Source organism: Bradyrhizobium guangzhouense (genome assembly GCF_004114955.1).
Lineage (GTDB): Bacteria > Pseudomonadota > Alphaproteobacteria > Rhizobiales > Xanthobacteraceae > Bradyrhizobium > Bradyrhizobium guangzhouense.
On the sequence record NZ_CP030053.1, the window covers coordinates 3,111,534 to 3,124,811 of the forward strand.

Consider the following 13,278-nt stretch of genomic DNA (forward strand, 5'->3'; position numbering starts at 1 on the left):
CCTGTATTCGGTCAGGCCGCGGACGGCACATGGGTGGATGGCGCGATCGTGGCGAGGAGACGGTCAAGCTCGGCATCGTTGCGGGCGGTGCCGCGGATGTAGCGGTCAGGACGAACGAGCGCGGCCACGATGCCGTGCTCGCGGAGCCAAGGGCCGATGCCTTCGACATCGTCGCTGGTGAGGATGTTGATCCCGGCCTGCAGTTGAGCCAAGCGCGCGGCGCTTTCGACGATCAGCAGGTGGTTGTAACCGATCCGGTCGTCGCTGCGGCTGCCGTCCTTCAGCGTGAACTGCGGCGCAAGATGTCCGGCCAGGGGCATGTCGCCAAGCGCGAGCCCGGGGCCGAGCAGAGGCTTCTTCACCTCGAGCTTCACGGGCGCATTCTCGCGTGCTTGCCCGGCCGCAAGCCCGGCCTCGATCGCCTTGGTGTTGATGACACCACCGAGGCGAATGGCGAGCTCGATGAATTCGTGCACATGCGGCTGTCGCTCGCTCTGATAGGTGTCGAGCAGGCTGGCATCGGCGCTGCTGCAGATGACGCTGGCCAGCTTCCACGCCAGATTGGCGGCGTCGCGGATGCCGGCGCACATGCCCTGGCCGAGGAATGGCGGCGTCTGGTGCGCAGAATCGCCGGCAAGCAGCAGGCGGCCGTTCCGCCATTGCTGCGCGATCACGGAATGAAATTTGTAGACCGCGGCGCGCTCGAGTTCGGCATCGTCAGGCGCGATCCAGCGCGACAGCAGCTCCCAGACTTTGGCCGGCTGCGCGACGTCGTTCGAATCTTCCTCCGGAAGCACCTTGATCTCCCAGCGCCGCCGCGAGCCCGTCCCGCGGACGTAGGTCGCCGGCCGCTTGGGATCGCAATGCTGAAGGCTGTAGTCGCCGAGATCGTCGCGCTCGCGCCTGAGCAGCACGTCGATCACCAGCCAGCGCTCATGGAAGCCAAGGTCGTCCATGCCAGAACCGATGAAGCGGCGCACCAGAGATCGCGCGCCGTCGCAGCCGATGACATAGCGGGCGCGCACCTCGCTGAGCTTGCCGGTGGAGAGGTCCTCGTAGCGGACGCTCACACCGGTCTCGTCCTGATCGAGCGCGAAGACGTCGCAGCGGCTGCGCAAGCTGACGTGCGGCCAGCGGGCGAGGCCTGCGATCAGCACGTCCTCGAGGTCAGGCTGATGGAAGCGGTAGCTCAGATTCCAGCCCATCGGCGTCAGCGTCTGCGGCCGCGACCAGTCCAGCAGCATGTTGCCCTGGGCGTCGAGGAACAGCATGCCTGGGCTGAGGATGACATGCGGCAGGATCGCGTCGGCAAGGCCAATGGTCTGGAACACGCGCATGCATTCGTCGTCGAAATGCACCGCGCGCGGCAGATGATAGGTCCGTGCCTCGCGCTCCAGCACCAGCGTCCGCACGCCACAGAGGCCGAGCAGATTGGCCAGTGTGGCGCCGACCGGGCCACGGCCGACGATCACAACGTCAAACTCCTCAGGGGCGGATTTATCTTGCATGGGGCTATCTCTTCCCCATCAGGTGCCACCGCTTCAACGGCGCTGGCCGAAGTGTCCGCCCAGCGGACGGCCCCTAAGTCTCGACCGGAATGGCCGCGGCCGTCTCCTGAAGCTGGCTGACGAATTGCGCCATGGCTTCCTCGATGCTTAGCGCCGAGCGGATCCAGATGATGGAAATGCAGCCGTAGACCACGCCGTTCCGCACGATCGGCACAGCGATCGATGCCGTCTTCGGATTGTATTCGCCCTCGCTGCGGATCGCGTAACCGCGCGCCTGCGTCTCGGTGATCATCCGGTCGAGACGGCCCTGGTCGAGGAACGGGCGGTCGTCGGCTTCGTCGATGCGGCGGAGATGGTTGACAATGAGGTCGCGCTCGCGTGCGGGGCAGGCGGCGAGATAGGCGCGGCCAGCAGACGTTCGCAGCATCGGCAGGCGCTTGCCGATCATGCCGCGGTCGATCGAGAGCGGGCTGCGGGAATGCGTGGTCTCCTGCACCACCATCGCGGCGTTCTCGTAAGTCGAGAGGTCGACCGGCCAGACCAGGGTCTTGCTGAGCTCGGCGAGATAAGGGGCTGCCGCCTGGCAGATCACCACGCCGGGGTCGTAGCCATCGCCAAGGCTCAAAGCGAGCCGGGTGACGCGAAAGCGGTCGTCGCTGGCGCTGCGGGCGACATAGCCGAGTTCCTCCAGCGTTTCGAGCAGGCGATAGACGGTCGGGCGAGGCAGGTCGAGCGCGCGCGCAACGTCGCCGGCGCGGATGCCGCCGGAGCGGTTGACCTCCTGCAGCACGTCCAGACCGCGCTTGAAGGCGCGGACGCCCTCCGACTGTCGCGGCTGGCGGGTCCGCGTCCGCTCCTTGGACACTTGGTGTTTTCTCCCTTGTGGCGCACGACGGCGCGACTATCGTCCTTGCGAACGCGAAGCGATTGCGTGACGTCACCGTAGGATCGCGCGCGGCCGGTATCAAGTTCGCCGCACTGCGGCGAAGGCGATGCTCTCGGGAGGAATTCGATGGAAATCACCGCGCTCGGCTATATCGGCATCAATTCGTCACAGCTCGATCAATGGGGCCGGATGGCGACGGGCCTGCTCGGCATGCAGCAGGTCGATCGCGGCGGCAAGACGCGCGCTTTCCGCATGGACGATCGCAAGCAGCGCCTGATCGTCGACGGCAGCAGCGATGCCGGCCTTGCGGTGATGGGCTGGGAAGTTCCTGGGATCGCAGAGCTGGACCAGTTGGCGGGCCGATTGGAAAGCCATGGCGTCAAGGTCACCCGCGGCTCGCGCGCGCTGGCCGACGAGCGGCATGTCGCCGAGCTCATCACGTTCGCCGATCCCGCCGGCAACCGGTTGGAGGCTTTCTGCAAGCCAGAGCTTGCGAGCGAACCGTTTCAACCCGGCCGACCCATCTCGGGCTTCCGCACCGGCGCGCTCGGCATGGGACACGTAGTGCTCAACGTCGAGAACGTCGAGCCGTTGCTGCCGTTCTACCGCGATGTGCTGGGCTTCCACGTCTCCGATTTCGGTCTGAAGCCCTATGGGCTGTACTTCTTCCACGTCAATGGCCGCCACCATTCCTTTGCGATGGTCGGCTCCGGGCGCAAGGCGCTGCATCATTTCATGGTCGAGCTCGGCAGCCTCGACGATGTCGGGCAGGGTTACGACCTCGCGCAACTCGAAGACGGCCGCGTCGTCTACACGCTGGGCCGGCACACCAACGACCACATGACCTCGTTCTATGTGGACACGCCATCCGGCTTCTTCATCGAATATGGCTGGGGCGGGCGCATCATCGATCCGCAGACCTGGCAGCCGCACGAGACCTTTGATGGTCCCTCGCTATGGGGCCATGAGCGGCTCAACATGCCCGAAGAGCAGCGCAAGCGCCTGCGCGAGATGCGAATGGATGCGGCCGCGCGGGGCGTGCGCGTTCCCGATCCGCGCGTGCCGCCGCTGAACTGCGCCTGGCTGGATCAGGTGGTCGCGCGCGAGTGATTTCGGTCTCGCTCAGGCCTCGCCGAGATCAGGCTCCGTCAGTATCCCTTGCCGCAGCGCCAATCGGACCAGCTCGATGTCGGAGCCGACGCCGAGCTTGTCCTTGATCAGCGAATGCAGATTGGCCACCGTCTTCGGGCTGACGTGGAGCGTCTCGGCGATCTCTTCCGTCGTATTCTCGGCGAGCAACAGCCGCAGCACCTCGAATTCGCGCGGGGTGAGGACATCGGCGGCCGAGCTCTCGCCGCTGATCCGGCTCAGTGCCAGCTCGTGGTCGATGTCGGGGCTGATCGCGATCTTGCCGGCCAGCACGTCCATCACGGCGCGCACCAGGGTCTCGGGCGGGCTGGTCTTGGTGACATAGCCTCGCGCGCCGGCGCGGATCGCCTGTACGGCGAAGCCGGCATTCTCGTGCATGGTGAAGACGAGGATTTTTGCCGCCTTGTCCCATTGCCTGATGCGCCTGACGGCCTCGACGCCGCCGATGCCGGGCATGCTGAGATCCATGATCACGAGATCGGGCGCTTCCGACTTGAACAGGCGATAGGCCTCCGCGCCGTCGCCGGCCTCGGCGATCACACGCAGGCCCGGCTGTTTCTGGAGCACGGAGCGATAACCTTCGCGGACCACCGAATGGTCGTCGACCAGCAAGATCGTCGCGGTCATGCCGCATGCTCCAGCGCTTGCGGTCCCGATGATGCAAGCGGAATGACGACGCGCAGTGCGGAGCCGCCTTGCGGTCCGGCCTCAAAGCTGAGCCGGCCGCGCAGCGCCGCGACGCGCTCGCGCATGCCGAGCAGGCCCATGCCTGATTTCGCGGCGGGGTCGGTCGAGCGGCCGTCATCGTCGATGGCGAGCGCGATCTCGTCGGCATGCATCGCCAGTTCGAGATTGACCTTGGTCGCGCCGGCATGCTTGGCGGCGTTGGTGAGCGCTTCCTGCACGATGCGGTAGAGATTGGCGCTGATCGTGGCCGGCAGCGTCTCGAACGTGCCGTCGAAGCGAATGGTGAAGCGGGTCTCGCCGCGGCTGCGTCCGTTCCACCCCGCCACGAGGCCTTCGAGGCTGGCGACGAGGCCGAGCTCCTCGACATCCGGCGGCCGCAACCGGAACAGCGCGCCGCGCAGCGTCTCCATCATGCCTGATGCGGTGCGCGCGATGCCGTCGCATTCGCCGAGCAGGGAAGGACACTCCTGTGCGGCGGTCTGGCGAGCGGAGGCGGCGAGGGCGCGGATCGCAGCCAGCGACTGGCCGAACTCGTCGTGCAACTCGCGGGCGAGATGGCGGCGCTCCTCGTCCTGGAGCGCGATCAGCTTTCGCGTCAATTCGGCGCGCTCGGCGAGCGCCGTGTCGAGGCTTTCGGCGAGATGGTTGAAGACGTCGCGCACCGCCGTGAGCTCGGCGAGGTCGAACGGCGGCAGCCGGGCGGTGAGGTCGCCGGCGGCAATGCGCGCCAGACCGGTGCTGATCAAGCGGGTGGGGCGCAGCGCGCGGGCCAGCGCGGCATAGACCAGCACGCACAACAGCGGCAGCGCGATCGCAAGCGCCAGCATCAGCCGGCCGGCCTCGTGCCAGGCTTCCGCCGTCTGCACGGCCGGGTCGACCGAAACCACGGCCTCGCCGAGCTTTATCCCGCGCAGGATCACGGGCCGTGCCGCTTCGCGGCCGGGGTCGAACAGGCCATGGTAGAACGCGGTGAAGATCTGTGGCGGCGAGTCGGCCGTGACAGGCGCACCACTACAGAAGCGCTGGATCATCTCGCCATTTGTGCCGCGGAAGGTCAGGCAGAGCCCGGGCGTCATCACATAGGCCGACACTGGATCGAGGTTGGGAAAGTCCGCGCGCGGGCTCGCCGTCCACAGCACCTTGCCCTGCTGCAGCTCCAACGTCTTCGCCACGATGGCGGCGATCTCGTCGATGCGCGCATGTGCGGCGCGGTCGGCCGTGATCAGGAAATAGGCCGATATCGCGGCGAAGCAGGCGGCCGAAACGGCAGCCACGCGCAAGGTCAGGCGGACCTTGAGATCGAATCTCGGGCGGTTCCACATCGGCGGGCACCTGATGCGAACGGATTGTCGCCTGCGCATTAAAGGGCAGAACGCGGCCTGCGCAAAGCGGCACCCTTGCCGCAGTGCAATGTCGTGAAATTTTCCCGGAACGGGTCGGGATGGCCACGGCTGCGGCGCAGGAAAGGTCCGCCTAGCGTGCGGTCTTTCGAACATGCGAGGCCCGTGATGAGCCGTCCCCTGTCGTTGCTGCCTTTTCTCATTCTTCTCGCGGCTGGGCTGAATGGCCGAGCCGCTGCCGAGACCGCGATTGCGCTCGACGATTTCAGCTACACCGATACCTCGGCGGAGCCTGTTGACCAGAGTGCGGCCCATGAGCGGCGGCTCCAGGCCTTCATGGTCGCGCTCCGGCGCGACATCGCTGCCGACCCGCGCTACCGGCTGGCGCCCTCCGTGCAGGAGGGGGCGGCGTTCAAGGTGATCGGCGGCATCCAGAAGACCAGCACGCTAGTGCAATGGGCCAAGGTCGCGGTGATCGATGTCGGCGCCAAGAAGGTCGTGATGGACAAGCTCTACACCTTCCGCGGCGACAATGATGAATCGTGGGAGCGTGCCGAGATGTTCGTCTCCCGCGAGGTCATGACCGCGCTGGCGCAACCCTAAAGCGCGATCGTCGCGCTTTAGGGTTATTGTTTTGAGCATGATCTATTCGGAAAACCGCTGCACACTTTTCCGGATCATGCCCTAAAAGGTCAGTTGCACCTTCATCGACTGCGAGCGGTCGCTGGCAAGCTCGAACGCGGCAACCGCGTTCTCGAACGGCATGGTCGCCGTGATCAGCGGTTTGACGTCAACGAGGCCTTCGCCCATCAACCGGACCGCGAGCTCGAACTCGGGATCGAAGCGGAAGGTGCCGCGAAACTGCAGTTCCTTGGCGACGATGGAGTTGATCGGCAGCGTCATCTCGCCGCCGAGGCCAAGCTGCACCAGCGTCGCGCCGGGACGGAGCACGTCGAGCGCGGTGCGCAGCGCCGCCTGGTTGCCGGAGGCTTCGAACAGCGTGTCGAACACGCCCTTGCCGGCGCGCCACGGATCGAGCGCGGTGGCATTGGTGGCGACGTTGATGGCGTGCGTGGCGCCAAGCTTTTTCGCGACCGCCAGCGGCGCATCGGCAACGTCGGTCACCACGATCTCGGACGCGCCGCCGAAGCGCGACACAAGAATCATCAGCGCGCCGATCGGGCCGCAGCCGGTGATCAGCACGCGCTTGCCGAGCAGGGGGCCGGCCTGCTTGCCGGCATGCAGGCAGACTGCGAGCGGCTCGGCGACCGCGGCTTCCGCCAGCGAGAGCTTGTCGGAGATCGGCACGGCCTGTGTGGCATCAACAGTGATGAACTCGCGAAAGCCACCCTGGACATGAGGAAAGCGCATCGCGCTGCCGAGAAAGCGCATGTCCAGGCACTGGTTGCGCATGCCTTCCTGGCAATGCAGGCACTGCCCGCACGGCTTGCTCGGATTGACCGCGACACGGGTGCCTGATTTCACGCCGGCGACGCCGTCACCGACAGCTGCGACCACGCCGGCAATCTCGTGCCCGAGCGCCATCGGCTGCTGGATGCGAACCACGCCGAAGCCGCCGTGATGGTAGTAGTGCAGATCGGAGCCGCAGATGCCGCCATTGGCGATCTTGATGCGGACTTCGCCCGGGCCGGGGGCCGGATCAGGATAGGTGTCGATCCGCAGATCCTTGGGAGCGTGAATGACGACGGCGCGCATGGTCTTATTCCCTGATGTTCGCGATTACATCGCGGCGATCATGCCGCCATCGACATAAATGATCTGGCCGTTGACGTAAGTGGAGGCATCCGAGGCGAGGAAGATCGCCGCGCCCACCAGCTCGTCCGGCTTGCCCCAGCGCTTGGAGGGGATGCGGCCCATCAGCCAGGTGTTGAAGTCGGTGTTGTTGACCAGCGCCTCGTTCATGTCGGTGAGCATGTAGCCGGGGCCGATCGCATTGGCCTGGATGCCGTGCTGCGCCCATTCCACCGCCATCGAGCGGGTCAGGTTCTTGATGCCGCCCTTGGCCGCGGTGTAGGGCGCAATGGTGGGACGTGCCAGCTCACTGCCGAGCGAGCCGATATTGATGATCTTGCCGTGCTTGCGCGGGATCATCCGCTTGCCGGCCTCGCGGCCGATCACGAAGGCGCTGGTGAGATCGGTCTCGATCACCTTGCGCCATTCGTCGGTGGTGAACTCGACCAGTGGCTTGCGGTGCTGGATGCCGGCATTGTTGACGAGAATGTCGACGGCGATGCCTTGTCTGTCGAAGTCGTTGAACGCGGCGACGATCGCGGGCTCGTCGGTGACGTTGAACGCGGCACCTTCGGCCTGATGACCGGCGGCGCGAAATTCGGCGACGGCTTGCTCGACGCGCTTGGGATCGACGCCGTTGATGATGATCCTGGCGCCGGCCCTGGCCATGCCTTCGGCGATGGCGCGGCCAAGCCCACGCGAGGAGCCGGTCACAAGGGCAGTGCGGCCGGAAAGGTCGAACAGGGCGGTGCTCATCTCAGAAAATCCTCAGGCGTTGGAGCGGCGCACGATCAGATCGGAGCGCTCGAAGACAGCGGGCAGAAGGTCGACGCCGAGGCCGGGGCCTTCCATCGGGAAGACGTAGCCGTCCTTGATCACGGGCATCGTGGTGACGAGCTCATTGTACCAGCCCTTGTAGAAGGCGCGCACCGATTCCTGGATCAGCGTGTTGGGCTGGCTGAAGGACATGTGGATGGCGGCGATGAAGCCGATCGGGCCAATACAGTCGTGAGGGGCAAAAGGCCGGTGATAGGTCTCGGCCATGGCGGCGATCTTGCGGCCTTCGGTGAGGCCGCCGGTCCAGCACAGATCCGCCATCACCACATGCATGGCGTCGCGGTCGAGCATGTCCTTGTAGGGGAAGCGCGAGCCCAGCGTTTCGCTGGCGCAGACCCAGACGTCGGTCGAGCGGGCGTATTCGGCCAGCGCCTGCGGCGAGTTCATCCGGATCGGGTCTTCGTACCAGGTCGGCTTGTAGGGCTCGAGCGCGCGGGCGATCTGCTTGGCGGTCGGCAGATTCCACAGCGAGTGGAGCTCGACCATGATCTCCATCTTGTCTCCGACGGCTTTGCGGATCTTTTCGAACGGCTCGATTGCCTGCTTCATTTGCGCTGCGGTGATGTAGAGACCCTTGTTCTCCTGCGCCGCCGGATCGAACGGCCAGATCTTCATGGCGGTTATGCCGCTTTCCAGAAGGCTTTCGGCCAGCGCATCGGCGCGGTTCATGAAGCCGTCGAGATCTTCGTAGGGACCCTTGGACGCGCCGAGATTCCAGTTCGAGACCGGGCTGATATTGGTGGAGCGGACATATTGCGTGCCGGCGCATGTGTTGTAGATGCGCTGCTTGTCGCGGCAGAGGCCGCCGAGCATCTGGTGTACCGGCTGATTGCAGACCTTGCCGAACAGGTCCCACAACGCGATGTCGATCGCTGAGGCTGCGCGATATTCGACGCCGGTGGACGACTGCGCCATCGGCAAGTTCAGCATGTCGCGATGGATCGCCTCGATGTGCAGGGGATTGCGGCCGAGCAGGCGGCCGGCAAAGGTGTCGTGGATCTGCGCCTCGACGGCGCCTGCACCGTAGAAGGTCTCGCCGAGACCGATCACGCCGCTATCGGTGTGAACGCGCACCCAGATGACGTTGGAGAACTCCTCGGTGCGCAGCGTCTCGATCGACGTGATCTTCACGGCAACTCTCCTCCCGTCAAAGGCGCCTCGCGCCCGCAGTGTTTTGATTTCGCACCGCAACATGCTGCGGAGCCGACGGATGTCTTACCGCCGCTTGTAATATATCACAACATGTTTTAAGGGTGCCACAAATAAGGCGCCGCCCTGCAATGCGAGAGCGCAGGCCGACGGGAGGAAATGTGATGGCACGGCGCAAGCGCGCGCTCGAGGTGGTGGGTTCGGAGGACGGCGAGGGCAAGCCCTCGCGGCGCAACCGTCTCAACTTTTTCGAGTTGGCCTATCAGAGGATTGAAGAGTTGCTCGTTCACTGCGAGCTCAAGCCCGGCCAGTTCATGACCATGCTGGAATTGCAGCAGATCACGGGCTTCGGTCGCACGCCGGTGCATCACGCCGTCAATCGTCTGTCCGCCGACACGCTCATCATCATCCGGCCACGCCACGGCCTGCATATCGCGCCGATCGATCTGGCGCGCGAGCGCATGCTGCTGGACCTGCGCCGCGACATGGAGCGTTTTGTCATTCGCCTTGCGGCCGATCGCGCCAGCCTGTCGCATCGCAATCAAGCGTTGCACATCGAACGCCTGCTGCGCGAGCGCCGCGCCACCCTGACCCTCGACGAGTTCAACAGCATCGACCGTCGCATCGATGCGTTGGTGCTGGAGGCGGCGGGCGAGCCGTTCCTGGTGCACACGCTGCGGCCGCTGCACACGCTGTATCGCCGCATCGGCTACATCCATCACCGCTTCATGCCGGGACAGGCCGATCTCTCAGGAACGATCGACCATCACCTCGGTATTCTCAATGCAGTTGCCAACCGCCGCGTCGAGGATGCCGTCAAGGCGAGCGATGCGCTGATCGACTACATGGGCCAGATGTTCACGGGCATGGAGACGGGGATCGATCCGCGCCTGCTCGATTGCAGCATCGAGCCGTTGCTCGGCGCTTGAAAGCACCTGGCGCGTCAAGAGTTTTGAAGAAGGGACCAAACATGTCGACTATGGCCATGCCACAACCGACCGCGAGCGAAGCCGCGGTCCGCTACCTCATCACCAATTACAGCCCCAAAGGCAGCAAGGTCGGCTGGCTGATGATGGCCTCGATCCTGGTCGAGGCCTGGGATCTCTATTCCATCGCGTTCGTGCTGATCTTCATCAAGGAACAGTACAATCCCGACCCGCTGATGCTCGGCCTCGCGGCCGCTGGAACGCAGGGCGGCGCGCTGGTCGGTGCGCTGCTCGGCGGCTGGCTCTCCGACAAGATCGGCCGTCGCGTCATGTTCCTGATCACCATGGTGATGTTCATCGTGCTGGCCCTGGCGCAGGCCTTCGTGCCCAGCGTCGGCTGGCTCGTCGTGATCCGCTTCCTGCTCGGCGTTCCCCTCGGTTCCGACATCTCGACCGGCTACACCTACATCATGGAATCCATGGCGAAGGGGGAGCGCGAGGTCATGGGCAACCGCTGGCAGTTCATGTTCGCCGTCGGCGAGGTGCTGACCATCGGCGTCATCGTCATCTTTCTGCTGCTCGACATCCAGCACGAGATGTTGTGGCGCGTGACGCTCGGCCTCGGTGCGGTGCCCGCGCTGATCATCCTGGTGATGCGCCACGATGTGCCGGAGACGGCCGTCTGGCTGGTGCAGAAGGGACGCTATCGCGAGGCCAAGCAGGTCGCGCGCGAGATGTTCAACGACGATCTCGCCATGCTGCCGGACCGGGACGTCGAAGTGCCGAAGGTCTCGACCCGCGCATTCCTCGCCGACCTCAGGAAGGATCCGATCCGCTGGCGCGCCACGATCTACGGCTGGATCGCCTGCTTCGCCCAGGGCAGCGAGTTCTCGACCTTCGCGTTCTATCTGCCGGTCCTGTTCGTGATGGTCGGCGTGTCGAGCATGCTCGGCAACAATCTGGTGACGATGGGCCTGTTCTGCTTCGCCGCGCTGTCGGGCTGGGTCGGCCCGCTGCTGACGCCGAAGATCGGCCATCGCGGCATCGCGATTGCGGGATTTGCCATCGTGCTGGCCTCGCTGCTGGTCGCGGCCTTCGCGCTCTACACCGACAACAAGATGCTGCTGCCGTTCGCGGCCGCCGCCATGCTCTGGGGCCATTATTGGGACGCGTCGAACTGCATGACGATTCCGACCATGGTCGCCAAGCCGAAGTACCGCGGCACCGCCAGCGGCTTCGCCTACATGTTCGTGAAGCTGCCGTCGTTCCTGGCGATCTTCCTGTTCCCGTCACTGTTCGCGGCGATCGGGCAGGCCAGTGCGACGCTGTTCGTCGCGATCTTCCCGCTGATCGGATTGCTTGCGGCAATCTTCATCCTGCCGGAAGTCTACGGTTACGAGAACGATTGACGACAAACTCTCCGGTCGCGGCCTCATGGCCGCGATCGGTTTGCTCCGAGCCTACGGGCTCAGGAAGACGGGATCGATCCCGGTCGCGGTGTGGCCGAGCAGGCCGATGGCCTGAAGCTGGGCGCCGTGCAGATCGATCTGCACGACGGCGAGCAGGACCAGCAGCGCAACGGTGCTGAAGACCAGCATCGGGTGGGATGCTTCGCCCGGCGCCGAAAAGCCGTGAAGCGAGCGACGCAGGGAAAAGCTCTGCGGCAATGCCTTTGATTGAATTTGCATGATGAACCTCCTTGCCGCTCCCCCATGAGGCTGCGCGACAAGGTGCAGTATAGGTTCGGCTATCCGCGTCACATTGATGCGCCGCAAACTGCGCGCGATTAATGGATCGCCGCCGCGAGCGCCGCGATGAGGGCTGGCGGCGTCACCAGCATGCCGAGCTTGAGGAACCGCCATGCGCCGACCTCGATCTTCTCCCGCCGCAACGCCACCAGCCAGAGAATAGTCGCGAGCGATCCCGTGACCGACAAATTGGGTCCGAGATCGACGCCGATCAGGACGGAGCTGACAACGGGGGCGGGCAGATGGTCGCTGCCGGCGACCGAACCTGCGACGAGTCCGACCGGCAGATTGTTGGCGATGTTGGTCGCGATTGCCGTTGCGATGCCGACGCTCCAGGCCGCCTTCGGGACCGATTGCGCGACCGCTTGATGAAGCAGCGCGCTGAGCTGGCCGATCACACCGGTCTTGATCAGCGCCTCCACCATCACGAAGAGACCGCCGACCAGCGGCAGCACGCTCCAGGACACGCCCCTGAGCACCGGCAGCGGCGATTGGCGGCCGATCAGCAGGACGATCGCGGCCGTCACCACGCCGCAGATGAAGGTCGGCAAGCCGAGCTGCTTGTCCAGCGCCGAGGCCGTGACCAGCACGACACCGATCGCGACGATACCCACCGCCGTCAGCTTGCCGCCGTGGCCGAGCTCGGGATGCGGCACGCTGCGCGCGATGGTCTCGTCCTTCAGTGCACGGTGCTGGGTCAGGCGCAGCACCATGTAGGTGAGCAGGATCGATGCCGCCGAGGGCAGGGCGAACAGACGCAGCCATTCGGTCAGCTGCGGCATGCGCGCGCCGAACACGACGAGATTGGCGGGATTGGAGATCGGCAGCACGAAGCTCGCGGCATTGGCGATGAAGGCGCAGACGAAGAGATAAGGCAGCGGCTTGGCGCCGGCCGCCCGCGTCGCGGCATAGACGGCCGGCGTCAGCACGATCGCGGTGGCGTCATTGGAGAGCAACACGGTGACGATAGTGCCGACGACGTAGATCAGCAGGAACAGCCGCTGCGGCGAGCCGCCGGCATATTCCACGGCCAGCGCTGCGAGATAGTCGAACAGGCCTTCGAGCCGTGCCAGCTCGGCGATCAGCATCATGCCGATCAGGAAGAGGTAGACGTCGACACCCTTCTCGACGCCGACAAGCGCATCCTGCCACGGCAGGAAGCCGAGCAGCACCAGCGCGCCGGCGCCGAGCACGGCCCAGATCGCCTCGGGCAGGCGGAAAGGGCGGATGATGACGCCGGCGGTGGCCGCGACGATGATGCTCCAGGCCCAGATGGCGTGAGACGGCACGTTCAAT

The 13,278-nt window shown here is 65.2% G+C and carries 12 protein-coding genes and 1 pseudogene; 4 read left to right on the plus strand and 9 right to left on the minus strand.

The annotated features are described in order from the left end of the window. Positions 1–11: 11 nt before the first annotated feature. Positions 12–1,508: a bifunctional 3-(3-hydroxy-phenyl)propionate/3-hydroxycinnamic acid hydroxylase MhpA gene (gene mhpA / locus XH91_RS15035; RefSeq protein ID WP_128951299.1), complete on the minus strand. Its 1,497-nt coding sequence runs from the start codon at positions 1,506–1,508 to the stop codon at positions 12–14. Between the two features lie 73 nt (positions 1,509–1,581). Then, positions 1,582–2,373 (minus strand): DNA-binding transcriptional regulator, encoded by a 792-nt coding sequence (locus tag XH91_RS15040; RefSeq protein ID WP_128951300.1) that lies wholly within the window; start codon positions 2,371–2,373, stop codon positions 1,582–1,584. 147 nt (positions 2,374–2,520) lie between these two features. Between XH91_RS15040 and XH91_RS15045 the strand changes: the two genes are divergently transcribed. Next, positions 2,521–3,504: a VOC family protein gene (locus XH91_RS15045; RefSeq protein ID WP_164934250.1), complete on the plus strand. Its 984-nt coding sequence runs from the start codon at positions 2,521–2,523 to the stop codon at positions 3,502–3,504. A gap of 12 nt (positions 3,505–3,516) precedes the next feature. Here XH91_RS15045 and XH91_RS15050 read toward each other — a convergent pair whose 3' ends face one another. Both XH91_RS15050 and XH91_RS15055 read right to left on the minus strand, forming a co-directional pair. Beyond that, a complete protein-coding gene (locus XH91_RS15050; RefSeq protein ID WP_128951301.1) occupies positions 3,517–4,170 on the minus strand; it encodes a response regulator in 654 nt (217 codons plus the stop codon). Next, positions 4,167–5,552, minus strand: coding sequence for a sensor histidine kinase (locus XH91_RS15055; protein ID WP_128951302.1), 1,386 nt, complete (start codon positions 5,550–5,552; stop codon positions 4,167–4,169). Before XH91_RS15055 ends, XH91_RS15050 begins: the two co-directional genes overlap by 4 nt. A gap of 186 nt (positions 5,553–5,738) precedes the next feature. On the opposite strand from XH91_RS15055, the pseudogene XH91_RS15060 reads away from it, so the two are divergent. Continuing rightward, positions 5,739–6,170: pseudogene (locus tag XH91_RS15060) on the plus strand (DUF2380 domain-containing protein); the annotation flags it as partial. Between the two features lie 84 nt (positions 6,171–6,254). Here the strand turns inward: XH91_RS15060 and XH91_RS15065 are convergent. The 3 genes from XH91_RS15065 to XH91_RS15075 are packed head-to-tail and all read right to left on the minus strand — an operon-like array spanning position 6,255 to position 9,290. After that, the gene (locus XH91_RS15065; RefSeq protein ID WP_128951303.1) at positions 6,255–7,286 is read right to left on the minus strand and encodes an L-idonate 5-dehydrogenase; all 1,032 of its coding nucleotides are present in this window, start codon (positions 7,284–7,286) and stop codon (positions 6,255–6,257) included. A gap of 24 nt (positions 7,287–7,310) precedes the next feature. Beyond that, positions 7,311–8,078 carry an SDR family oxidoreductase gene (locus XH91_RS15070; RefSeq protein WP_128951304.1) on the minus strand — a complete coding sequence of 256 codons (768 nt, stop codon included), beginning with the start codon at positions 8,076–8,078 and terminating at the stop codon, positions 7,311–7,313. Positions 8,079–8,090: 12 nt separating this feature from the next. After that, positions 8,091–9,290: a mandelate racemase/muconate lactonizing enzyme family protein gene (locus tag XH91_RS15075; RefSeq protein WP_164935761.1), complete on the minus strand. Its 1,200-nt coding sequence runs from the start codon at positions 9,288–9,290 to the stop codon at positions 8,091–8,093. 182 nt (positions 9,291–9,472) lie between these two features. Here XH91_RS15075 and XH91_RS15080 point away from each other — a divergent pair, with 182 nt between their 5' ends. Together XH91_RS15080 and XH91_RS15085 are read left to right on the plus strand one after the other, a co-directional pair. Continuing rightward, positions 9,473–10,237: a GntR family transcriptional regulator gene (locus tag XH91_RS15080; RefSeq protein ID WP_128951306.1), complete on the plus strand. Its 765-nt coding sequence runs from the start codon at positions 9,473–9,475 to the stop codon at positions 10,235–10,237. Between the two features lie 41 nt (positions 10,238–10,278). After that, entirely contained in the window at positions 10,279–11,643 is a 1,365-nt protein-coding gene (locus XH91_RS15085) for an MFS transporter (protein WP_128951307.1), read from the plus strand. A 51-nt stretch (positions 11,644–11,694) separates the two neighbouring features. Here XH91_RS15085 and XH91_RS15090 read toward each other — a convergent pair whose 3' ends face one another. Then, on the minus strand, positions 11,695–11,922 hold the full coding sequence (locus XH91_RS15090; RefSeq protein ID WP_128951308.1) for a hypothetical protein: 228 nt from the start codon (positions 11,920–11,922) through the stop codon (positions 11,695–11,697). 98 nt (positions 11,923–12,020) lie between these two features. Beyond that, positions 12,021–13,271: an arsenic transporter gene (locus XH91_RS15095; protein WP_128951309.1), complete on the minus strand. Its 1,251-nt coding sequence runs from the start codon at positions 13,269–13,271 to the stop codon at positions 12,021–12,023. Positions 13,272–13,278 lie beyond the last annotated feature (7 nt).